Below are 21,467 nucleotides of genomic sequence, written 5' to 3'. Positions count from 1 at the left end.
ATGTAGTCGGACCTGCTTTGTCACTACAGAAACAGAAATGCCCCTTTCCAGTACAGAAAGAGGCATTCGTCATGACGATTTTGCCTCTCATCTTTCAGAATAACTTCTGAATGGAATTAGCACCGTGCCTTACATTAGGCGCAGAAATTCTCTAGCTGCGCCTCGTTTCACAACGATATTACGGTCGGTTGCTGGGTTTCATCGGGCCATATTTCCCTCCACCTGCTCTTGATAAGAGTATAAAAGATTCATTTTTTGAAATATCTTGAGCAAATACTAGCACCGATTATAAAAAAGTGTCAATCTTTTTTTAAAAAACTTTTCATCTTTTTAAAGATAAAGGAATTTTGTCATATAACGTAAAAAATTCTCTGTTGACAGATAAAACACCTGGTGACATAATACAATTGTGCAAAAATTTAAAACGATAATCATAAATTTTCTTATCAAGAGCAGGCGGAGGGACGAGCCCGATGAAGCCCGGCAACCGATTCTAAATGAACACGGTGCTAATTCTTGCAGCAATCATGCTGACAGATAAGGAGAAGGTTCTATCACTGCGAACTAACCCTCTTCTTATTGATTAAGAAGAGGGTTTTTTATTGTCAATGTAAATTCGAAACCATCAGGGAGGGTTCTCATATGGGAGATGTAATTGCAACTTATCAAGTATACGCAAGACCCGGTTCATTAGAGAAAAAAGCAGAGGGTATCGCTTTAGGATTAACGATAGGCTCGTGGACAGCGTTACCATTACTTGAGCAAGAACAATTACTAAAACATAAAGGCAGAGTCACTGCACTACAAGAGTTTTATGATGATGAACATCCCAATCGATTCGGTGAAGTAAGGTGCGAAATTAGTATCGCCTACCCTACATATAATTTCACATTTGATATTCCAGCAATCTTAACAACCGTATTTGGAAAGTTATCTCTAGATGGTGAAGTAAAATTATTAAACCTAGAATTTGATAATGAGGATCTTTCCCGTTTTCCAGGACCAAAATTCGGTATAAAAAATATAAGATCGAAACTAAATACTCAAGACCGCCCATTACTTATGAGTATATTTAAAGGCATCATCGGCAGGGATATTCACTTCTTAAGAGAACAGTTAAGAGACCAGGCTATGGGAGGCGTTGATATTGTAAAAGATGATGAAATTCTTTTTGATGTCAACATCTCTTTTGAAGACAGAATTATCGCAGGTAAAGAAATACTAGATGAAGTCTATGAAAAGACTGGAAAAAGGACACATTATGCAGTCAATTTATCTGGGAGAACAATGGATTTAGTAGATAAAGCAAAACATGCGACCGAATTAGGGGCGGACGCATTATTATTCAATGTTCACACTTACGGTCTAGATATGCTCCAAACACTAGCTGAAAACAGTGAAGTGCAGTTACCTATCATGGCACATCCTGCATATAGTGGGGCCTATACTTCTTCAAACTTCTATGGTGTGGCTCCTGACTTATTACTCGGTAATCTTACTCGCTTAGCAGGCGCAGATTTCTCTTTATTTCCTTCTCCATATGGTTCTGTTGCCATGGAAAAAGAAAAAACCTTAGCTATCGCTAGACAGTTAACCGAAGAAAATGGCTTGAATCAGGCATTCCCGGTCCCCTCAGCAGGCATTCATCCAGGTTTAGTTCCGTTGCTTTATCATGATTTTGGCAATGATTGTATAATTAATGCGGGCGGAGGGGTCCATGGTCATCCTGAAGGAGCAGCAGCTGGCGTGAGAGCCTTTAGGCAAGCCATTGACCACGTCATACAACAAAGTACTCATCGTGCAACAAAAGCGCAAGAATTGGAAGCAGCATTAACAAAATGGGGAGGTACGTCGTAAAAGATGACAAAACCAATGATTTTTTGTGATTTTGATGGAACAATTACGAATAACGATAACATCGTAAAGATTATGGAGCATTTCGGTCCTATTGAGGCAAAACAGATCAAGGAAGATATTTTAGCTCAAAATATCTCTATCCAAGAGGGTGTTAAAAATCTCTTCTCACTTTTACCAACAAGTAAAAAAGAAGAGATTATCCATTTTGTATTAAATAGTGCAGAAATTCGTGAAGGATTTTCAGCTTTTGTTAGATATACACACGAAAACGATATCCCTCTTTATATTGTTAGTGGTGGAATTGACTTTTTTTTAGAACCAGTACTTGAACCTTATGGGCCATTTACGAAAGTATTTTGCAATCAGGCAAGCTTTGCTTTAGAAACGATAGATATTCACTATCCACACGAGTGTGATGAACTATGTTCTTCACAAGGTTGCGGCTGTTGTAAACCAACCATTATTAGAAAACACTCATCTCCAGAACACTTTAATATTCTTATTGGCGATTCGATTACAGACTTTGAAGCAGCCAAAATAGCAGATGCCGTACTTGCTAGAGATTTCTTAATTCAAAAATGTGAAGAAACTGGTATTTCTTATACACCTTTCGAAACCTTCCATGATTGCATTGAATACCTCGATGAACTAGTTGGTGCGAAATCATGACAACGTATGAAACAGAGTGGGATACATTAGCTGATATTAAAGATGAGTTAGCGGCTAGAGATTGGTTTATGGGTACTAGTGGTAATTTATCCATTCGCGTAGATGAAAACAGCTTTTTAGTCACTTCAAGTGGACTTGATAAAAGAAAGAGAACAGCCAATGATTTTTTATTAGTAGACTTAGAAGGAAGACCCCTAGAAAACACGTCATCTAAACCTTCAGCTGAGACTTTATTACATTGTGAAATCTATAAGAAAACGTCATCAGGAGCAAGTCTTCATGTTCATACAGTTGCTAATAATGTTATTTCTGAGCTTTTCTATCAAGAAGGTGTAGTAACTTTTCAGCATCAAGAGTTAATTAAAGCATTTGGATTATGGGGAGAAGATGATATACTCACCATCCCGATCATTCGCAATGATGCGGATATCCCTACATTAGCGGACCACTTTTCTGCTTACGTCAGCAAAGAGAAAGGTGCAGTCTTAATTCACAACCACGGGATTACTGTTTGGGGAGTCGATGGGTTTGAAGCAAAAAAATTATTAGAAGCTTGCGAATTTTTATTTCAATATAAATTATCTCTTATTCAATTAAAAGGAGGCGTTTTACATGGCCACTATTAAATTTAAAAACGAAGAAAAAGTGATTACTGATGAACAAGAGGTATCTACATTTTTAACTGCTCAAGAAGTCATCTATGAAAATTGGAACATTGAGCAATTAGAAGTGACATTACACGAAAAATACGATTTATCTGATGATGAAAAGCAAGCCATACTAGATGCATTTTCAACTGAAATCAAAACCATTTCTGAAAAGCGCGGCTACAAAGCTGCAGATGTTATTTCACTTTCAGACAGTACGCCAAATTTGGATGAATTATTAATTAACTTTCAAAGAGAGCACCATCATACCGATGATGAAGTCCGCTTCATCGTAAGTGGGCATGGGGTCTTTATTATCCAAGGAAAAGATGAATCGTTTTTTGAAGTCCATTTAGATCCAGGTGATTTAATTTCTGTACCCGTAAACACGCGTCACTATTTTACTTTAGCTGATGATCGGAAAGTTGTTGCTATTCGCCTCTTTGTTACACCAGAAGGTTGGGTACCTGTTTACGAAAAAGAAAAATTGAACGCTTAATATTAGGGAGGCTCCTACATAAGTGGAGCCTCTCCTTATTTCTCTATATAATAGATAAAAAATTCGCTCCATTCTCCACTATCAAATGAGAATTGAGACTGTTTCTCTTCATAATTAAAACCAATAGATTCTGCTAAATGAATGGAGGCAAGGTTATCACTATCAATATGTAATTCTATTCTTTCAGGTTGTAAATATTCAAAAATAAAAGGAATAATCGTGACTACGCTTTCTTTTCCATATCCTTTTCGCCAATATTGATTGTGAATAGCATAACCAAGTAGTACTAACTCCTTGCCATTCCTCTGTGTTCGATACATTTCTATCTTTCCTATATGTGCACCATCATTTACTCTAAATATACCAAACTCAGATAATTGCCAAGCATCATCTTGCTTACTCCATTGCTCGATTTTCTTCTTGAATTTTTCTTTAGTATAAGCAGATAAATCTTGTGGGCGTCCTTCATCATGACGTGATTGCGAAACTAAACGGTTCTTTAATCCCTCTATCCAAGCTTCGTAATCTTCATACATATACGAACGAATGACGAGACGGTTACTTTTCAACTGCATGTCTTTCGCTCCATTCTATCGGAAATTAGGCCGCCTTTTATCAGTTATTGTGTGTAGTTACTATATGTGTACAAGTACTCTTCCTCTCGTTTCTCCTTTTAAAAGCAACGGCAAGGCATGCTCAACTTCACTCAATGAAACTTCTTGAAAAATAAACTGATCAAACGGAAGTTTATCACTTTCTTCCGCTAATAGTTCCCAAGCTTCTTTCCTCATCTCCATTGGACAAAAAACGGAATCAACTCCCAAGAGACTCACCCCACGTAAAATAAATGGAAAAACCGTCGTAGGTACATTCGTTCCAGCTGTTAAACCACTGACCGCTACGGCACCCCCATATTGAATTTGGCTTAACAAGGATGCTAATGGCTCTCCACCGACAGGATCAACCGCTGCTATCCATTTTTGCTTGCTTAATGCGCTTATCTTTCCATCATACACTTCTTCTCTTGTAATCACTGAAGAAGCTCCTAAGTTCATTAAATAATCACGTTCATTCTTCTTTCCAGTGCTTGCAACAACCTCATAGCCACGGTTAGCTAACAAGGCAACGGCAAAACTCCCGACACCACCAGTAGCCCCAGTAACTAATACCTTCCCACTATTTTCAGTTAGACCATTCTGTTCTAATTTTAATATGGAAAGTGCCGCTGTTAATCCAGCTGTGCCAATCGTCATTGCCTTCTTTAACGTAAGTCCTTTTGGAAGTGGTAGTACCCATTGTGCAGGTACTTGTGCATATTCACTATACCCCCCGTATCTGGATACACCAATTTCATAACTCGTAGCAATGACTTCATCTCCTTCAGAAAAATCAGGATGTTGAGATGAAACAACGATACCCGCTAAGTCAATGCCCGGTACCATTGGATAGTCTTTAACGATATTTCCATTAGGTATACTAGCTAAACTGTCCTTATAATTTACTCCGGAGTATTTTACTTGAATTAGTACTTCTCCTGCAGGTAAATCCTTTACCTCAAGTTGACGCAACTGGATAGAAAAATCTTTATCATCTTTATCTACAACTAATGCTTTAAAACTCATTACTCTTCCTCCACCCTTCCCTTTAACTTCTCAAATAGGCTTCATTGACCTTTATTCATTTCTACTACTTCCTACATGGCAATCGCTTTTTATCAATGCTTCTAAATGCTTATCAACGTAAATTTATTCCTCAACTTTTGTTTATGCGCCACCATGAAATCTACTTTTTCAGACATGGCATCATCCTCTCTTTTGCCGTTCTTCCAAACTCATTCCCGTTCCTTTAAGCATGAAACCATTCAAATTATTTTTATTTGTATGTTTACACCCTTCTTCCTTGTCCTACAAGAGATTCACTTCATATTATTTTAATTCCAAAACTGATATACGGCGTACTTCTTCAATCTCACCTATTGAAGACAAATTTCACCCCACTGTTAACTTTTTTATCAGATGTTATCATTAATGGTCGTCTGTTCTATGCTCCATCTCCAGAAGTGCTCGATTAGTTGGGAATCACTCGCCCTTTTAGAGACATGGGCTTTTTTCTTGTCAATATAGTACTCACCTGATATCCCTTCTACATCCGCACTCGTGGCTAAATAGATGGTCGTTTCCGCCCCTTGCTCTGCTGTTTTAAAAAATGGCACCAGTAATTTTACCACTTTGCCACCAAATCCTGTTTCTCTATCCACACCTATGTTTGTTGCAACAGCTCCTGGATGAAGTGCATTCACTGTCACATTTGTGTGTGCTAATCTTTCATGTAAACCTTTCATAAATAATAAATTGGCTAGCTTCGATCTTCCATAACCTTTTGCTACATTAAAACCCTTTTTAAAAAACGGATCTGCAAAATCAATCTTCCCCCATTTATGAGCACCGGAAGATACAATGACAATTCTTGCAGTAGCCGAAGCCTTCAAAGCTTCTAATAATTGATTGGTTAAATGGAAATGACCGAGATGGTTTACCCCTAACATCATCTCAAATCCATCAACTGTTTCTTGCCTTTTTATTGTCACTACACCTGCATTATTAATTAAAAGATCTAAATGATGATACTTACTAAAAAAGGTTGCCACAAAATCATCGATGCTTTTGATAGAACTTAGATCACAGAGCATTAAATCTACATTTTCTTTTCCTGTAATGGCTTTCACTTTTTGTAGCGCGGCTTCACCTCTTATTTTACTTCTACAGAGCATGATTACTTTTATATTTTTATTTACAAGACCGATTGTCGTTTCTAAGCCCATTCCTGAATTCGCTCCTGTTACTATCGCTACTTTAGCAACCACTGCTACCCACACCTTTCTTATTGTCGTTAAGTATAAATGGTCCAATGATATTTTTATAGTTTTCTGCTTTTATGAACTATAAAAATATAAGAATTTTCAGTATAATTTATACTGAAAGGAGTGTCATATGGAAGTCACCTCTGTTATTCTTGCGATTTCAACAATGGGTATAATCATTGTTTTCGGGGCACTAATCGCCTTAAAGATATCAATCACAGCAGAAATGAAAAATATATTAATGATGATTATTTTACATCTAGCTGTTCCCTTTATTATATTGAATGGTGTTTTCAATACTAAGATTACGGACGTCATTTTCCAACAAGTCTTTCTCGTATTTGGGATATCCGTTGTGTTTAATGCTGGAGGTATTATCCTTACATTAGTTCTAGGCCGCCTTTTACATCTTAATCAGCCTAAACAATTGGCTTTACTAGCCGCCCTAGGTAATACAGGTTTCATCGGCATCCCTCTTAGTGCTACATTATTTGGGCCTCTCGGTGGATTATTAGCCGCTGTATTTGATGCGGGGTTAGATGTCGTGCTTTTTTCATTAGGTATCTACTTATTACAAAGCAATCAAAAATTCCAATTTAAACAATTAAAAGCTTTATTAAACTTACCTTTACTAGCCATTAGTTTGGGGTTGTTATATGTAATCAGTGGATGGGAAGCACCGCTCATATTTAAGCAACTGGCTTCAATGCTATCTAACTTAGCTGCGCCATTAGCTATGTTATATATAGGCTTTCTGCTTCCAACTTTCTTTCAAGTTGGACGGCGTTTTTACTTTCAAGGCTTATGGTTTCCCTTATTAATGAAATTGATGATTTTACCACTTTTCGCCATCATTTGTTTACGTTTTACGTCACTACAAACAGATTTAATTTTCTTATTAGTTATTTTAACAAGTATGCCCACCTTCATGCTGGCCTCAGTATTGTTTTCCCGCTACACAAAAGAAGAAAACGAAGCTATTATGGTAACCATATATAGCACGTTAATTTCTATCTTAACCATTCCTTTGATTTCGTGGATAGCGAGCTTTCTTTTGTAATCATTTAATTACATTTTTTAGCCAGCCAAAAAATTTTTTTCAGCTGGCTATTTCTCTTCTCATTCACCTGTCTCTAATCCGTACATATTAAAAGGGTAAAATATTAATCGATTAAAAAGATGCGTTGGATTTATTTCTTTCATAATCTCAAAATTTCATAGATAATCATTCTTCTGGTGTTAAGAGAAGTCTCTTCCCTTCAGGCTCTTCTATAGTGGTCTTATGATAATCACCCTCTACCCAGTCCGCCATTTGATTTTGATACCAGTCACTCGATACATGCCCAGATTGACCTGGTCCGACGATATGATAAGCCTGCATTGGATTGTTCATATCCATAACAAATCGCCATGATGCTCCGTGATTCACCGTCCCATCATTTTTAAATGCAGCTGCCTTAACAGTGACAGCACTTCCTCCTGTTGCCATACTACCTTGATAATTAAATAAATAATTTAAAGGAGCTACGCTAGATAACGGGTGTGTAAAGGAAACTTGGTGATAATCTCCCCATTTCCAATTTGCCATATCCCTGCCTTCATCTTCCTCTATTTGTGAAAGTGTTTCTGTTAACGATGCAACTAATAATTCATTAATGCCCCCTACATCCTTCACCCATGGCCCCGGGTTACCTGCAAATGCATTACGTAGAAGCTGATCAACAGCCGATCTTTTACCACCAAATAATTCTAACGTTTCTTTCGGAATCTGCTCTTCAAATAATGCTTCTCCAATTTCAACCATCCAGCGATTAAAAATATAAGGAGCAGCAAGATCTTGATGATCTTGATAGTCCCATTTCGATAAGATATCAAGGGCCGATTGGATGTGTTCACCTTTTTCGTTTGCTAATTGCTTAAGCATCACAGGCACAAATTCTTCTGCCTGAAGGTTCTTTTCATCCATTTGTAGTTCCATCATATTTTCTGCTGTTAATTGATTGCTTCCACTTAATACTTCTTGAATGCGCATTTGTCTATATGGTTGTGCCCAATTGTGACTGATATGATAAGGGTAATCATCTCCTACCACCTTATTATTGGCTGTAGAAATAAAACCTTCTTCTGGATTGACGATAGTTGGTAACTCGTCATAAGGAATCGCACCTTCCCAAGCATACTCATCTGTCCATCCCGGTACAGGTAATAGCCCATTTCCTTTTTTCCTGATAGGAATTTTGCCATTCGCTTTATAAGCAATATTTCCTTCTCGATCTGTAAAAACAAAATTTTGTGCTGGTGCTTCAAAAGCAGCTAATGCCTCTTCGAATTCTTTCCAATTTTCAGCGTGATTCATATTTAAAATCGCCTCTAGTTCTGTCGTTGCTTCTAATGCAGTCCACTGTAATGAAAGTGCCGTTTCACTAGTAGCAGCATCAGCGGCAAACTCTGAAATAATAGGCCCATGTCTTGTCTCTATGACTTCATAATCAATCGTTTCACTATCCTTTACCTTTATAGGCTCAGCTATCACTTGCGCCTTTTCCCATTTGTCGTTATAAAGAAACAAGTGAGGATCTTCTGGATTTCTTTTTTCAATATAAAGATCTTGCACATCAGGACCAGTATTAGTCACACCCCATGCGATGGTTTCGTTATGTCCTAAAATAATTCCAGGGACTCCGGCAAATATCACTCCACCTACATTCACTTCATCAGACTGTAAGTGCATTTGATACCATACAGAAGGAGTCGCCAACCCTAAATGGGGATCATCTGCTAAAAGACTTTTGCCAGTTGCCGTTTTATCTCCGCTTACCACCCAATTGTTACTCCCATTGAATTCATGTGGGATAACAGCTTGAGCAAAGGCGGTTGAAAAATCTAATTGTTCTTTAGTAATAATAGTTGGTGCCTCTTCTGGATAGGTCGGAAATAAATCATATGCTTTTTCTTCAGGAAATGCTTGCAACAGATACTGTCTAAAAGCTTGATCTTTCCAATGTCCGCCCAAATCAAAGGCCATATACTTACCAATTGTTAATGAGTCAATTGGTTTCCATGCTTCTGGTTTATAGCCAAGTATCGTAAATTCTGTTGGCCACTTTCCAGTGGTATGTAATTCCTCTATATAGGCATTTACTCCGTCTGCAAATGCATTTAATACCCGCATCCCCTCATCTGAATATTCAGCTACTGATTCTTCTGCTGCTCTTCTTAAGCCCAAGGTACGGAAATACTTATCAGTATCTACTGTCGATTCACCAATTACTTCACTTAATCTCCCAGATGCCTGCCGCCTACTTAAGTCCATTTGAAATAAACGATCTTGCGCCTGTACATATCCTTGGGAAAAGTAAAGGTCATATTCATTCGTTGCTTCTATATGAGGAACACCCATTTCATCTCGGACCACCTCAACAGCTTGTTGTAACCCATTCAGTTGAATATCACCATTAACTTGAGGTAACGGGCGATTCAAGAAATAATAAGCGCCAATGATTACAAGTAGAATGAGCCCAAGAAGACTCCCTCCCATCCATAATAGCAAGCGCTTCCATCTTACATTTTTCTTTGCCTCTGTTTTAATTTCCATCTCTCATCCTCCACCCACTTTCTATCTTTAATAAGATTCTAGAAGTAAACCCTTTTTCCTACTCTATTCATAAAGAAAAGAACAAATTCTTTTGAATAGAATTTGTTCTTGCAGCAATAGTAGCTCATCACTTATATTCTCTTTTCAACAAACCATAAATAACTGTGTCAACATAATAATGATAGAGCCATTCGCCATCTCTAATCGTTCCTTCATATACAAAACCAAGTTTTTCAGGTATACGGCGACTTTTACTGTTTTTAACTGCAGCATGAATTTCTACTTTATTTAAATTAAGCTGAGTAAATCCGTAGGAAATCATCGCTTGCACAGCTTTTGTCATCACACCTTTACCTTCTGCATGCTGTGCAAGCCAATACCCGATTGTACCTATCCGATTGGCATGATTCAACTTATTAAAGCCAATGATGCCGATTAACTTTCCCTTTTCCCTAATACCAGCGGTTAAGCCAGTATTTTGATCCATTTGATCAACTGTATGGTCAATAAACGCTTTCGAATCTTGAACAGATTTTGTTCCATCTACCCATGGAAGCCATTCGCGTAAGTATGTACGATTTTCATTAATAAGCGCAAATAGTTCATCCGCCTCTTCTAACTTAAAACCCTTCAATTCTAACTCATTGTTAATCTTTAATCTTATCATTATCGTTCCTCACCTGACTTCAACATTATTGTGAAAGATAGATGCCCATTTCCTCATTCATCCATTGGAGTGCTTGTTGTTTTAATTTATATTTAGATGTTTCAGTATCGACTAGTTTTGCTGTTTTTAAAATTTTTAAATGGTGATGAGCTGTTGTTTTCCCAAGTGCTAATCGCTCCGTTATTTCTTGTAAGCTACATTCGCCTTCAGAAAGTAATTTCACCATTCTCATTCTTGTTTCATCACCTAATGCCTTGTATCTAAGAACTAATGATGGATTAACTGCATAGGGCTTCGTATCTCTTATACTCTCATCCGATACTGAGTAATAGAATACTTTTGTTTCTTCTATATCAGCTTCAATATTCCATGGCCTGTATGTATATTGGGGAATGAGCATCACATTCTTTACACTTGGTTCGGGATGATAAATGATGCCTCCTGTCGCCCATTCAACTAATTCTTCAGCTGTCATCTTTTTATACATAGACTCTTTTAGTTTTTTATCTTTTTCGAGAATGTTTTGTAGCTGCTTTTCTTCAGGTTTGATAATTGCTTCATACCATCCTGTCATAACTGTAACCAAATGCCTTTTCAAAAAATCTGCATCTGCAGAGCTAATATATTCAACGTATTTTGGAAAGAAAGAATTGTTTTCCGTTACTTCCTGCATATCTTTTATCGCTGTTTCATCTGTTGTTGAAGCATCACACCTTAATTGTTGGAAATCCGATCCGATATAAGGTAAACATATAAAGCGTAACGTTCTATCTGATAAATGATTAATATAATCAACAAACATATGTAAACTATCAAATTCTTTTTGATGTAATAATTGTAGCAACGCCTTCCATGTATTGTGCTTTTGGACGATCTCTAGTTCATTTAGGAGCTCGTTTGATAATTTATTTTTAATATTATCCCATTCCTCCATCGGCTTTTCCATATGTGAAATTAAACGCGTATTTGTCACGGCTGCGATTCCGAGGGCACACTCCCATAATAACGATGACTCTATCTTCACTTCATATGTTTCTCTTGCACGAATGGTATGTCTAATCAGTTCCATTTTCATGTGACACCCCTTTTCTATTTCTATAATTAAACATTTTATCGATTTCATCTTTATAATTCAATATTTTTAGAATATTGTTTTAATAATAATGGTAATTTACCATGCTAAAAGAACTAGTTAATGTATAGAAAAGCATCTCAACATGTAAATAGTAACCTTTTCACAAACGATTACACCTTTCTAAAGAACGATTAATAAGGAACTTTCCTTACCCTTTGCAATAACAAATCAGGTGATTCAACTGTTTCAAAACCAAATCTTTCGTATAACGAATGGGCATCCTTTGTTGCCAACATAAATTTACGAATATCATGTAAATCTGGATGCCAAATGATTGTTTCGACCAACCATTTTGAAAGGCCGTTTCCTCTGTATTGAGGTAAAATAAATACATCACATAGATAAGCAAATGTAGATAAATCTGTGACTGCCCTTGCAAACCCTACCTGCTCAAAATCACCGTCGAACCTTCCCCTATATAGCCCAAAAACTAGCTTACTTTCATCAATCGATTTCATCACAACTTCTCTAGGAATATTGATTGACCAATACGCTTCATTATGTAAAAACTGATAAATTAACTCTCTATCTAAATATGATTTATTAAGAGAAATCGTAAATTCTCCCCATTTTTTATCCTTCATTCATTTCTCACCTTTATGCTTAGACGTAATATGAGCGAGGTGATGACGCCCATGCCATGCATACATTCCAATTGCTTTCCCAATGGAAAGTTGACCCGATTCAGGATGAACAAACGTGCGCTCCCAATCATGAATAGACAAACTTTTTAGCACAACCGTCCAACGCAAATGAACGGTTTCTATCATACTTAAAGACACTTCAATTGGTAGATGATAGTCTTCTAAACGTGCCCATTGATCTTGTTGATAATCCTTGATCATCGGATTTTCTTCTGTTAACGCTAACTTTACCCTTAAATAAGCATTTAAATGGCTATCTGCTAAATGGTGAATGAGCTGCCGTACTGTCCATCCCTCTGTTCTATAGGGTATATTTAGTTCATCTTCAGTAAGCTCTTCTACAACTTTGCGGAGTAGGCGCGGAAATTTCTCTATTTCCATTATCCAAGTATTAATCTTGTTCTCATTAATGTCCTCTTCACATACAGAAAATTCGCCTATTGGATATTGAATACTCATGCTTCTTTGCCCCCTATTCATCTATTTATTTTGTTAACTCTCGTGTAAAGCACCTAATTTTAAAAATTCCAAAAATTCATCCACCGTTATAAAAGCTGAATCTGGTATCACCTTAAATTCAGTTGTCTTTCCATCAGGTAGCCAATGCACACCCGCTGTATAAATATTCGCCTTTAACCCTGCTTCGATATCACAATTGCTATCCCCTAAAAAAATTACCTCGGATGCCGGTACATCTAGCATGGATAAGGCTAGAGTGATACCTTCTGGATCAGGTTCTGCTTGCACTACATCATCTCCCGTAACTATACAGTCAAAAATGGTTGTCATATGCAGACATTCTAAAGAAATCTGCAAACTTCTTCTCCCTTTCCCTGTAACGATCGCCAGCTTAATTCCTTCCTCTTTCAAATAGGACAATAAATGGTCAATTTCTCTATTATTATCTACTAACCTTGAATGATTGTTCTTGTACACCTTATAATAATATTCAATTGCCTCTAATTTCTGATTGCTTATTAAATGCTCTTCTATAATCTTCTTTTCCGAATTTCCTAACCACTCTTTCGCTTCTTTCACAGCTAATTCTCGCTGATCAAATTTAAGAAACACTTCCTGTAATGAATAAATGCACAGTGGCAATGTATTAGCTAATGTCCCGTCAAAATCAAATAAAACCGCTTGTATCGTCATCACCCTCTTAGTAGGAATATAAATTCATAGTTCCTTGTCATATATGTTTTCTTTTTGCCTTCTTAAAAATCAATAATGAGAATATCAAACCGATGATGAATCCACCCAACGCCAATAATAAGGAGATGCTTAATGAATCATTCATAAAATAAGACGCCCAGAAAGCTAATACTGCCAGTGCAAATGGATGTGTCCAGTTCATTGTCCCTCTCCTCTTTTTTTGAATCTTAAACATAAAAACGATAGTCATTCGTTTAAATATTCTTGTGACCATAAACCTTTTATTCCGCTTATTTCAATGTATTTACCCATAAAAAGGGTCGTACCTAACCTTCTTTATGGCAAAATCGTTTTAAAAGATGAAAAAAAGAGAGATTGATTCCCATTAATCAAAGTATTTAACATAAATTCTTGTTCATTTGACATTTTTCCTGCAAAAAGGATAAACAGAACAGATGTTTTATTGTAGAATAGAAAAAGACAACTTAGAAAAAGGTGGAATTAAAGTGAATGGTACCGCTCATGCGAGTATTGGTGCTGTTGCAGGTTTTGTGACCGCAAATACACTCCAAGCAACGCCATCGGCCACATTAGCGCTTATTGGTATTGGCACAATATCTGCACTTTTACCAGATTTAGATATCGACGGTAAACTGAGAAATAGAATCACCCTCTCTCACAAATTTATTAAAGCAACTGCGCAAATGATTGGATTATTAATTATTTTTTATAGTTTTTATGAAGCTACAGCCGTAGATCAATGGGTAAGCATGGGGATTGGACTTGCGATGTTTCTTTTATCTTCCTATATAAAGCAGCGACATATGCTTATCATTACTGGTATAGGAGTCATTGTGTGCGGAATATTATTACAAGAAGTTTGGCTTATGCTCATGGGCTGCTATATTCTTATAGCATCATTTGTCCCACATAGGAGTTACACTCATTCTATTTTAGGTGTAGTATTCTTTCATTTTATTGCTGATTTTTTTCAATTATCGACGGGCATAAATGGCGCTTATATTGCTTGTATGACGGGATATATTAGTCATCTTGCGCTTGACTCCAAACTCCTTCCTTTTAATCGTAGGGGTATTAAATTATTTCTTCCTATCTCCCAAAAAGAATTTTAAAGAACCGAAAATGGTTCTTTTTTTATTTTTCGGGTATAGAGATAATGGAGGCGATTTAAAATGACACTCGTATTAACAATACTTATCTATCCAACTATTGTATTAGCCGCTTCTATTCTTGTGGCTTGGAAAAAACGGAATATGTATCTCGTTCCTTTATTAACAGCAATTATCTTTACTTTACTCTCCTTTACAATCTATAATGGAACCTTTATGATTTGGACAGTATTGTACACAGTTCTTGCAATTTTAACTTCCTTTACAACAAAGTATTTTAATAAACCAACTGCTTAAAAAAAACAGAAGATAACCTTCTGTTTTTTTTTGTAGATTGAACGTGTCTTTTAACAACTAAATCACAATATATGTTATTAAAATGAAATGTATGCCTATTGTTTTGATTACCAATCAATCAGATTAATCAAGAAATCTTTTTCGAATTTCCGGTGAGGGTAAACGGCAACTTTCCTTTTTACCGAACCACTTATATCTCCGCTTAGCAATAAATTGATACATCTTATCTCTGATCGGTTTTGGAATGATACGGAAGACAGCTATTAGTTTCCACATTCCCCTTAATTGTTGCAATACTTTAATTGCAGCAGTTGATTGATCATAGGCACGATCGTCTTCTATATATATAAAACTATCAGTTGCCGGATCTATTTCGTGTTTTTTTAATAGAGATTGCCCGTTTTCACCTTGTAAGGAGGCAAAATAAAACTCACCCTGATGGTCCCTCTTCAATATAAACTGCACACTCTGATCACAGAAATTGCATTCCCCATCGAATAATATAATTTTATTCAAAATGATCGCCTCCTTTTTTGCAAGTATAACAGGCTGACTATCAAACGAATAAGAATCTGTTCGAGTAGACTTTTTTTACCATAGTGTTTTTGCTTTTTCTAGCCCCTCTAGACTAATTGGGTAGCGCTGCATTTGTGGTGGACAAATCGAATTGTATTTTTTAATTTTTTCATTAATGTTGGCAATATCTTGTTTACTTTGTGCTTGATGTACAAGCAATGCGATTTCCTTTTGAAGTGTTAACCATGTAGGTAAGTAACCAGCATCCTTGGCAACTTTTTGGAAGTTTTGAAAAATATCCCTCTGTAGATAGCCTTTAGGAAGTGGTTTACCTTGTCCTGGCAGTGGCGTAGATTTTTTACCTTTTAACATATCACCAATTAAATCATTACGTTCATCCAAAAATAACACACCCCTTGTGCTTTTTCTTTCAAAACCAATATATAAGTGATTACTAGTTTCTTCTGATTTACTTCATATCAAATAAATACTATGTTATCATGCAAAACTGGCGCCATTTTTCCCACTCTTGGTCAGTGAGTTCTACCCCAGTTAGTTTAAGCGTGGCAATAGCAAAAGCAGCAAATGATGTTCCTTTAGCCGTAATTATGCGATTATTTACTTCAATTGGTTGTCCTGTATAGAAGCTTGATTCGAAAAGTGATTGATACTTATCATAAGTATGTGCTAAACAAGTGAAATGCTCACCAGACAATATACCTGCTTTTCCTAGAATTAATGCCGATGCACAGATGGATGCAATCGGAATACGTGATTGGAATGCTGATTGAATTTGTTGAATTAACCATTTATTATTCATCAGCTCGTTATCAATTCCATCACCACCGGGGATTAAAATAAAATGGTAATCATTTATATTCAGATTTTCTAATGAGACATCAATTGCTGTTTTTAATCCACCAATACTAGTTACTGGCGATCCATCAACCGTTGCAGTAACAATTTCCATTTTTGCGACTTTTCGAAGTAAAAATAAACTATGACTAATTTCAAAATCAGCGTATGCGGGGAATAATATGACCAATGCTTTCATAAGCTATCCCCTCTCTAGCCTCATATGTAGTAGGTCTTGAAATTGTTCAATTATATGATCTTTGTCTATCACTTCTCCAAAACCGTAACTCGCATACACAAAAGGTATCCCGGCATATTTTGCAGCTTCTCTATCTCCATCTGTGTCGCCAATATAAATGGGAGACTGTAGATTGTTTCTCTTTATTATGAGTTGTATATTTTCCCCTTTAGATAATCCAGTTCTTCCTGGGTTTTCAAAGTCCTGAAAATATTTTTCCAATCCATGTGCTTCGTAGAACGCTTCAATATAACCTTCTTGGCAATTACTTACGATGAACAATTGATAGGTCTTAGCCAACTCTGACAAGGTTTCCTCTACTTTTGGGTATAGTGTCCCTCCATAGTTCCGGATATGTCCTAGTTCCTCTTTGCTTAGCTCTTCTAATAATGATTCTCTTTTCTCCTTACTTAAATAAGGGAACAGTCTTTCCATAATTTCATGCATTCTTAGCCCCATTGTTGCTTTTAAATCTGCTACTGTTAATTCTTTCTTCACTTCTGCATCTTTTCGAATAACGATATTCCATGAATCAGCAACTGTTTTTCTAGAATCCCATAACGTGCCATCTAAATCAAAAATAAGGCTATCTACCATCATTTCTTCCTACCTCTCTAAGGAGTAATAAAGTCGATTGTTCATTTCCTTTGTTAAATAACGATACTGAATGATATTGGTATCCTCAAATGCTTCCTGTCTGTTAGAAACAACAGGCTTATAATCAATGGCAGTATCGAATTGACTGGCTGTAAAATCTATATAGTTATCTCCAATTTTATTATAGAAATGCCACATCTCGCCGATAAATGTTTTTACAATTTCTCCACCTAAATATTCTTGAACAACTAATGCTGTGACACCACATTGTCCTGAAGCAGGATTCTCCATCTTCCATTTTGTGCTCGTTTCAATCCCCCATGACTCTACCAGTGCTAATCCTAAATAAGATATATCCATAATGACCTCGCTATATTGACTCATTCTTTATTTTAACACTACTCAACAATCCATTTCCATTCATATCCAACCTCTATTTATATAAAGCGAGCTATAGAAAACATGTCACTAAATTCAATATTAAGAAAGGGGAAATGGACTTTACTTTTTTCAAAATAAAAAGCCATTCTTTTTGAACGGCTTAAAAGAACAGCATATCCTACTCTACAACAAGTTCCATTTTATAAATTTCTTCTAAGGTTTTACCTTTCGCTCTACGTAAAACTTCTATTCTTGCATGTAACTGCTTCAGCATAAAAGCTCGGCTATCTGCTAATTTCACCCCAAATGGGTTAACTTCTTCAGGCATTTGATTAATTGCCTCGGCAATTGGCATGAGATGATGAAGTTTATTCATAATATAATCAAACATAGAGTCATCTTCAGTAATAAGACGTTGTAGCAAAAAAGTTCCGAAGCCAATATGTCTCGACTCATCTCTTTTAATATAAGATATCCCTTCAAGTAAGCCTGGTAATTTTTTTAAGTCTTTTAGGTTTTCATAGAAATTCCAATACCCCGTTTCCGCCAATATACCTTCAACAAACATATTGTATACAACTGCTGCATCAGCTATTGTTTGTGGAGTCTGATCTACCAATAGCTTTTCCATCGTTTGCGGAAGGATTTCATCAAACACATTTAAATATGCTTCTGAATGATAATTATTCAAATCTGTTTCTATACCTACTTCCTTTAAAAACAAATGAAAGAAATCTGTATGTTTTGCTTCCTCAAAAAGAAAGGTCGTTAAATACATTTCTTCTTCAAATTGACCTTGTTTTGATATCGCATAAATCAATGGCAGAATATCTTTTGTTACAGCCTCTTCAGCGCTATAGAACAAGGCAACTAGTCTGAGTATCGAATCCTGTTGTTCTTTTGATAAACTGTGCCAATCTTTCTTATCTTGACTAAAGTCAATGTCACGAGGGTCCCACACACCAAATTTCTTTGCCTTCTCGTACAATTTAAACGGGAGAGATTCACGATTAATACCTCGCTTACTTTTCGATACATAACTCCTCATTTATACTCCTCCTTAGAAATGATTGATATCTTTTTCTAATAAGAGATATTACACTATTAACAATTATCTCCTTTGATAAAAAGACATTTTATGAAAAATAGGAGATATAGAGGAGAGAATAGCTATGAAAATCGAATCATTAGTAGTTGAAGATTGGGAATCAGTAAAAGAGATCTACCAACAAGGGATAGATAGCGGCTTAGCTACTTTCGAGCAGGAAACACCAAACTGGCATAACTGGCATGAGAAACATTTACCTTATGCTCGTTTAGTTGCTAAAAATGGACAGCAAGTGGTTGGCTGGGCTGCCCTAACCCCTTATTCGAATAGAGAGGTATATAAGGGGGTTGCGGAAATAAGTATTTATATTCTCAATGGATATCAAGGAACAGGGATTGGCTCAATATTATTATCAAATTTAATCATTGAAAGTGAGAAGCATGGGATCTGGACATTGCAAGCCAGTATCTTTCCACAAAACCATGCAAGTCTCTCTTTACATAAAAAACACGGATTTCGCCAAGTAGGAATCCGTGAGAAAATCGCCAAGCATGTAGACGGATGGAGAGATGTGATGCTTTTAGAAAGAAGAAAGAAAGATAAGTGAAATTCGACTGCTTATGAAAAAAAATTAAATTAGACAGAATCCTTCTGTCGATCTAGCTCCTTTTAAAACCCTCAAGCTATCGATATACATTTTATTTATGCCCATAGCATCCTCTACTTTGCTTGTAATCTTGGCATATAAACACGACTTGTGCGCGTATTCACTACTTGTGCGCAGTTCTCTGCCCTTTTCTTATGACTTGGGCGCGTAAACACTATTTGCACGCAGTTTCCTCCATTTTTCTTTTGTCTTTTGCGCGTATTCACTACTTGCGCGCAATTCCCTCCATTTTTCTTTTGTCTTTTGCGCGTATTCACTACTTGCGCGCAATTCCCTGCCTTTTTCTTTTGTCTTTTTGCGCGTATTCACTACTTGCGCGCAATTCTCTCCATTTTTCTTTTGTCTTTTGCGCGTATTCACTACTTGCGCGCAATCCCCTGCCTTTTTCTTATGACTTGTGCGCGTAAACACTATTTGCACGCAGTTTCCTCCATTTTTCTTTTGTCTTTTGCGCGTATTCACTACTTACACGCAATTCTTTGCCTTTTTCTTATGACTTGGGCGCGTATTCACTACTTGCGCGCAATTCCCTGCCTTTTTCTTTTAACTTGTGCGCGTATTCACTACTTGCGCGCAATTCTCTCCCTTTTTCTTTTGTCTTTTGCGCGTATTCACTACTTGTGCGCAGTTCTCTGCCCTTTTCTTATGACTTGGGCGCGTATTCACTACTTGCACGCAATTCCCTGCCCTTTTCTTTTGTCTTTTGCGCGTATTCACTACTTGCGCGCAATTCCCTGTCTTTTTCTTTTGTCTTTTTGCGCGTATTCAATACTTGCGCGCAGTTCCCTCTCTTTTCCTTATTACCCTTATGAAACAAATATTTGTCTCCTTGTGTGCCTGCCAATTTGATTGGTAACATCCTGCAAATAACTGTTCAACTATTAAATTTCAAGATTTTTGCTATTAAAATAAAAAAGCCATGACCTCACTAATCTATCAGTGAGGTCATGGCTTTTCATTTTTATTTTTTTCCAAAGAAATCTGAAAGTGATTCTGCTTTTTGATTTTTCCTTCTTTTAATCAATAAATAAATGACAAACAATATAACGAGTACTATACCAATTGGAACAAGATATTGATTTAGTATTGGTTTTACATCTGACCAATTTTCGCCTAATTGTACACCTAAGTAAACATAAAAGAATGTAATCGGGGTCATCGCTAATAATGTATATAGTGAGAAAACCCAAGGATTCATTTTTGCCATCCCACAAGGGACAGAAATCACTGTTCTCACCCCTGGAAGAAAACGAGCAGAGAAAGCAACAAATGCCCCGTGTTTAGCAAAAAACGCATCCGCCTTCTCTAAATTCTCTGGGGACATAAAAAAATACTTGCCGTACTTTTCTAATATAGGTCTACCACCGTAACGACCCACTGCATATAATGTAAGCGGGCCGACAACACCACCTAAAGAGCCAGCAATGACTACACCCCAGAACAACATGTCTCCTTCAGACACCCAAAAACCAGCCAACGGCAAAACAACTTCAGCCGGAATAAATTCAATACAAAGAGCAAGAAAAATACCTATATATGATAAATCTTTAAACCAATTTACAAGATCTAATATCAATTGTTCCATCCTATACCTACCTTTTATTTATAAACTGTTTATCATGCTGTAAACAATGTCCTATTCTTTTCACCAATACCATATTATAAGAAAAAAGAAAGAAAGGGAAGTAAGAACCTTATTCCTTAATTAGAAATAAAGAAATGGTAGGTTTTCCTTCCAAGAAAAAATAAAGCTCTTAATGGCCACAATAGAATCTCAGGGATCCACAAGACGATTTCAAATAAAACATCCCAAATGGATTCTTTCTTCTTTTTGCTCTTTTTTCTTTTGATCAACCTCATTAATTAAACACCCTCCCATCATAATGATGTACGAATCCCACAAGTTAAAGTTTCAACTTCTAACCATTTATTACAATTTTCACAAAAAAATCCTTATTACTTACTATTTAATTCTCATAGTCTTATATTTTTCACCACTTAAATTCATTAGTG

At 36.4% G+C, this 21,467-nt stretch carries 27 protein-coding genes and 2 riboswitches; of the genes, 8 read left to right on the top strand and 19 right to left on the bottom strand.

The features are described from left to right. Positions 1-84 precede the first annotated feature (84 nt). Positions 85-238, bottom strand: a riboswitch (SAM riboswitch). A gap of 202 nt (positions 239-440) precedes the next feature. Further along, positions 441-544: riboswitch (SAM riboswitch) on the top strand. A gap of 98 nt (positions 545-642) precedes the next feature. Genes LCM23_RS02005 through LCM23_RS01990 form a run of 4 tightly spaced genes read left to right on the top strand, consistent with a single transcriptional unit; the run spans position 643 to position 3,672 of the window. Continuing rightward, positions 643-1,857: a 2,3-diketo-5-methylthiopentyl-1-phosphate enolase gene (locus LCM23_RS02005; RefSeq protein WP_224935132.1), complete on the top strand. Its 1,215-nt coding sequence runs from the start codon at positions 643-645 to the stop codon at positions 1,855-1,857. A gap of 3 nt (positions 1,858-1,860) precedes the next feature. Then, the gene (locus tag LCM23_RS02000; protein WP_224935130.1) at positions 1,861-2,526 is read left to right on the top strand and encodes a 2-hydroxy-3-keto-5-methylthiopentenyl-1-phosphate phosphatase; all 666 of its coding nucleotides are present in this window, start codon (positions 1,861-1,863) and stop codon (positions 2,524-2,526) included. Then, a complete protein-coding gene (locus tag LCM23_RS01995) occupies positions 2,523-3,152 on the top strand; it encodes a methylthioribulose 1-phosphate dehydratase (RefSeq protein ID WP_224935127.1) in 630 nt (209 codons plus the stop codon). The genes LCM23_RS02000 and LCM23_RS01995 overlap by 4 nt, the downstream gene beginning before the upstream one ends. Further along, positions 3,139-3,672, top strand: coding sequence for a 1,2-dihydroxy-3-keto-5-methylthiopentene dioxygenase (locus tag LCM23_RS01990; protein WP_224935125.1), 534 nt, complete (start codon positions 3,139-3,141; stop codon positions 3,670-3,672). Before LCM23_RS01995 ends, LCM23_RS01990 begins: the two co-directional genes overlap by 14 nt. A 35-nt stretch (positions 3,673-3,707) precedes the next feature. Here the strand turns inward: LCM23_RS01990 and LCM23_RS01985 are convergent, their stop codons facing one another. The 3 genes from LCM23_RS01985 to LCM23_RS01975 form a co-directional block, all read right to left on the bottom strand. Further along, positions 3,708-4,247: a GNAT family N-acetyltransferase gene (locus LCM23_RS01985; RefSeq protein WP_224935122.1), complete on the bottom strand. Its 540-nt coding sequence runs from the start codon at positions 4,245-4,247 to the stop codon at positions 3,708-3,710. Between the two features lie 60 nt (positions 4,248-4,307). Further along, entirely contained in the window at positions 4,308-5,294 is a 987-nt protein-coding gene (locus LCM23_RS01980) for an acrylyl-CoA reductase family protein (protein WP_224935119.1), read from the bottom strand. A 389-nt stretch (positions 5,295-5,683) separates the two neighbouring features. Beyond that, positions 5,684-6,535, bottom strand: a complete 852-nt coding sequence (locus tag LCM23_RS01975) for an SDR family oxidoreductase (protein ID WP_224935116.1) — start codon at positions 6,533-6,535, stop codon at positions 5,684-5,686. A gap of 127 nt (positions 6,536-6,662) precedes the next feature. On the opposite strand from LCM23_RS01975, the gene LCM23_RS01970 reads away from it, so the two are divergent. After that, a complete protein-coding gene (locus LCM23_RS01970) occupies positions 6,663-7,592 on the top strand; it encodes an AEC family transporter (protein ID WP_224935113.1) in 930 nt (309 codons plus the stop codon). Between the two features lie 165 nt (positions 7,593-7,757). Here LCM23_RS01970 and LCM23_RS01965 read toward each other — a convergent pair whose 3' ends face one another. The 7 genes from LCM23_RS01965 to LCM23_RS01935 all read right to left on the bottom strand — a co-directional run bounded on the left by LCM23_RS01965 (position 7,758) and on the right by LCM23_RS01935 (position 13,927). Next, a complete protein-coding gene (locus LCM23_RS01965) occupies positions 7,758-10,127 on the bottom strand; it encodes a penicillin acylase family protein (RefSeq protein WP_224935110.1) in 2,370 nt (789 codons plus the stop codon). A 127-nt stretch (positions 10,128-10,254) separates the two neighbouring features. Then, a complete protein-coding gene (locus LCM23_RS01960; protein ID WP_224935107.1) occupies positions 10,255-10,794 on the bottom strand; it encodes a GNAT family N-acetyltransferase in 540 nt (179 codons plus the stop codon). Between the two features lie 25 nt (positions 10,795-10,819). Then, entirely contained in the window at positions 10,820-11,863 is a 1,044-nt protein-coding gene (locus tag LCM23_RS01955; RefSeq protein ID WP_224935722.1) for an ArsR/SmtB family transcription factor, read from the bottom strand. A gap of 197 nt (positions 11,864-12,060) precedes the next feature. Further along, a complete protein-coding gene (locus LCM23_RS01950; protein WP_224935105.1) occupies positions 12,061-12,513 on the bottom strand; it encodes a GNAT family N-acetyltransferase in 453 nt (150 codons plus the stop codon). Next, positions 12,514-13,032, bottom strand: coding sequence for a YfiT family bacillithiol transferase (locus LCM23_RS01945; RefSeq protein WP_224935102.1), 519 nt, complete (start codon positions 13,030-13,032; stop codon positions 12,514-12,516). Positions 13,033-13,065: 33 nt separating this feature from the next. Next, entirely contained in the window at positions 13,066-13,725 is a 660-nt protein-coding gene (locus LCM23_RS01940; protein ID WP_224935099.1) for an HAD family hydrolase, read from the bottom strand. Between the two features lie 37 nt (positions 13,726-13,762). Next, positions 13,763-13,927 carry a hypothetical protein gene (locus LCM23_RS01935; RefSeq protein ID WP_224935096.1) on the bottom strand — a complete coding sequence of 55 codons (165 nt, stop codon included), beginning with the start codon at positions 13,925-13,927 and terminating at the stop codon, positions 13,763-13,765. Between the two features lie 304 nt (positions 13,928-14,231). On the opposite strand from LCM23_RS01935, the gene LCM23_RS01930 reads away from it, so the two are divergent. Both LCM23_RS01930 and LCM23_RS01925 read left to right on the top strand, forming a co-directional pair. Continuing rightward, positions 14,232-14,858 (top strand): metal-dependent hydrolase, encoded by a 627-nt coding sequence (locus LCM23_RS01930; RefSeq protein WP_224935093.1) that lies wholly within the window; start codon positions 14,232-14,234, stop codon positions 14,856-14,858. 60 nt (positions 14,859-14,918) lie between these two features. Beyond that, entirely contained in the window at positions 14,919-15,152 is a 234-nt protein-coding gene (locus tag LCM23_RS01925) for a DUF2651 family protein (RefSeq protein ID WP_095370216.1), read from the top strand. A 123-nt stretch (positions 15,153-15,275) separates the two neighbouring features. Here the strand turns inward: LCM23_RS01925 and LCM23_RS01920 are convergent, their stop codons facing one another. The 6 genes from LCM23_RS01920 to LCM23_RS01895 form a co-directional block, all read right to left on the bottom strand. Beyond that, on the bottom strand, positions 15,276-15,668 hold the full coding sequence (locus LCM23_RS01920) for a thiol-disulfide oxidoreductase DCC family protein (protein ID WP_224935090.1): 393 nt from the start codon (positions 15,666-15,668) through the stop codon (positions 15,276-15,278). Positions 15,669-15,743: 75 nt separating this feature from the next. Continuing rightward, complete coding sequence (locus LCM23_RS01915; protein WP_224935087.1) at positions 15,744-16,070, bottom strand: DnaJ family domain-containing protein; 327 nt, start codon at positions 16,068-16,070, stop codon at positions 15,744-15,746. Positions 16,071-16,158: 88 nt separating this feature from the next. Then, positions 16,159-16,722, bottom strand: coding sequence for a DJ-1/PfpI family protein (locus tag LCM23_RS01910; protein ID WP_224935085.1), 564 nt, complete (start codon positions 16,720-16,722; stop codon positions 16,159-16,161). Positions 16,723-16,725: 3 nt separating this feature from the next. Beyond that, positions 16,726-17,361 (bottom strand): HAD family hydrolase, encoded by a 636-nt coding sequence (locus LCM23_RS01905; protein ID WP_224935082.1) that lies wholly within the window; start codon positions 17,359-17,361, stop codon positions 16,726-16,728. Between the two features lie 6 nt (positions 17,362-17,367). Continuing rightward, the gene (locus tag LCM23_RS01900; protein ID WP_224935080.1) at positions 17,368-17,718 is read right to left on the bottom strand and encodes a YunG family protein; all 351 of its coding nucleotides are present in this window, start codon (positions 17,716-17,718) and stop codon (positions 17,368-17,370) included. Between the two features lie 199 nt (positions 17,719-17,917). Beyond that, positions 17,918-18,787 carry a R2-like ligand-binding oxidase gene (locus LCM23_RS01895; RefSeq protein WP_224935078.1) on the bottom strand — a complete coding sequence of 290 codons (870 nt, stop codon included), beginning with the start codon at positions 18,785-18,787 and terminating at the stop codon, positions 17,918-17,920. A 124-nt stretch (positions 18,788-18,911) separates the two neighbouring features. Here LCM23_RS01895 and LCM23_RS01890 point away from each other — a divergent pair, with 124 nt between their 5' ends. Further along, positions 18,912-19,394 (top strand): GNAT family N-acetyltransferase, encoded by a 483-nt coding sequence (locus LCM23_RS01890; protein ID WP_224935076.1) that lies wholly within the window; start codon positions 18,912-18,914, stop codon positions 19,392-19,394. A gap of 192 nt (positions 19,395-19,586) precedes the next feature. Here LCM23_RS01890 and LCM23_RS01885 read toward each other — a convergent pair whose 3' ends face one another. The 3 genes from LCM23_RS01885 to LCM23_RS01875 all read right to left on the bottom strand — a co-directional run bounded on the left by LCM23_RS01885 (position 19,587) and on the right by LCM23_RS01875 (position 21,039). Next, positions 19,587-19,874, bottom strand: a complete 288-nt coding sequence (locus LCM23_RS01885) for a hypothetical protein (protein WP_224935074.1) — start codon at positions 19,872-19,874, stop codon at positions 19,587-19,589. A gap of 223 nt (positions 19,875-20,097) precedes the next feature. After that, the gene (locus LCM23_RS01880; RefSeq protein ID WP_224935070.1) at positions 20,098-20,271 is read right to left on the bottom strand and encodes a hypothetical protein; all 174 of its coding nucleotides are present in this window, start codon (positions 20,269-20,271) and stop codon (positions 20,098-20,100) included. Between the two features lie 144 nt (positions 20,272-20,415). Further along, entirely contained in the window at positions 20,416-21,039 is a 624-nt protein-coding gene (locus LCM23_RS01875; protein ID WP_224935067.1) for a DedA family protein, read from the bottom strand. Positions 21,040-21,467: the final 428 nt, after the last annotated feature.

The sequence above is a fragment of the Cytobacillus kochii genome (genome assembly GCF_020171845.1).
Lineage (GTDB): Bacteria > Bacillota > Bacilli > Bacillales > Cytobacillaceae > Cytobacillus > Cytobacillus kochii.
Note: the sequence above shows the minus strand (reverse complement) of the source record. Positions and strands in the feature narration are given on the sequence as shown.

Bases quoted from the DNA above. Each gene is read 5' to 3' on its own strand.
- LCM23_RS01925 (WP_095370216.1), top strand. From the start codon at position 14,919: ATGACACTCGTATTAACAATACTTATCTATCCAACTATTGTATTAGCC.
- LCM23_RS01895 (WP_224935078.1), bottom strand. From the start codon at position 18,787: ATGAGGAGTTATGTATCGAAAAGTAAGCGAGGTATTAATCGTGAATCT.
- LCM23_RS01995 (WP_224935127.1), top strand. From the start codon at position 2,523: ATGACAACGTATGAAACAGAGTGGGATACATTAGCTGATATTAAAGAT.
- LCM23_RS01980 (WP_224935119.1), bottom strand. From the start codon at position 5,294: ATGAGTTTTAAAGCATTAGTTGTAGATAAAGATGATAAAGATTTTTCT.
- LCM23_RS02000 (WP_224935130.1), top strand. From the start codon at position 1,861: ATGACAAAACCAATGATTTTTTGTGATTTTGATGGAACAATTACGAAT.
- LCM23_RS01890 (WP_224935076.1), top strand. From the start codon at position 18,912: ATGAAAATCGAATCATTAGTAGTTGAAGATTGGGAATCAGTAAAAGAG.
- LCM23_RS01950 (WP_224935105.1), bottom strand. From the start codon at position 12,513: ATGAAGGATAAAAAATGGGGAGAATTTACGATTTCTCTTAATAAATCA.
- LCM23_RS01960 (WP_224935107.1), bottom strand. From the start codon at position 10,794: ATGATAAGATTAAAGATTAACAATGAGTTAGAATTGAAGGGTTTTAAG.
- LCM23_RS01970 (WP_224935113.1), top strand. From the start codon at position 6,663: ATGGAAGTCACCTCTGTTATTCTTGCGATTTCAACAATGGGTATAATC.
- LCM23_RS01985 (WP_224935122.1), bottom strand. From the start codon at position 4,247: ATGCAGTTGAAAAGTAACCGTCTCGTCATTCGTTCGTATATGTATGAA.
- LCM23_RS01900 (WP_224935080.1), bottom strand. From the start codon at position 17,718: ATGGATATATCTTATTTAGGATTAGCACTGGTAGAGTCATGGGGGATT.
- LCM23_RS01905 (WP_224935082.1), bottom strand. From the start codon at position 17,361: ATGATGGTAGATAGCCTTATTTTTGATTTAGATGGCACGTTATGGGAT.
- LCM23_RS01945 (WP_224935102.1), bottom strand. From the start codon at position 13,032: ATGAGTATTCAATATCCAATAGGCGAATTTTCTGTATGTGAAGAGGAC.
- LCM23_RS01935 (WP_224935096.1), bottom strand. From the start codon at position 13,927: ATGAACTGGACACATCCATTTGCACTGGCAGTATTAGCTTTCTGGGCG.
- LCM23_RS01990 (WP_224935125.1), top strand. From the start codon at position 3,139: ATGGCCACTATTAAATTTAAAAACGAAGAAAAAGTGATTACTGATGAA.
- LCM23_RS01910 (WP_224935085.1), bottom strand. From the start codon at position 16,722: ATGAAAGCATTGGTCATATTATTCCCCGCATACGCTGATTTTGAAATT.
- LCM23_RS01875 (WP_224935067.1), bottom strand. From the start codon at position 21,039: ATGGAACAATTGATATTAGATCTTGTAAATTGGTTTAAAGATTTATCA.
- LCM23_RS01940 (WP_224935099.1), bottom strand. From the start codon at position 13,725: ATGACGATACAAGCGGTTTTATTTGATTTTGACGGGACATTAGCTAAT.
- LCM23_RS01955 (WP_224935722.1), bottom strand. From the start codon at position 11,863: ATGGAACTGATTAGACATACCATTCGTGCAAGAGAAACATATGAAGTG.
- LCM23_RS02005 (WP_224935132.1), top strand. From the start codon at position 643: ATGGGAGATGTAATTGCAACTTATCAAGTATACGCAAGACCCGGTTCA.
- LCM23_RS01965 (WP_224935110.1), bottom strand. From the start codon at position 10,127: ATGGAAATTAAAACAGAGGCAAAGAAAAATGTAAGATGGAAGCGCTTG.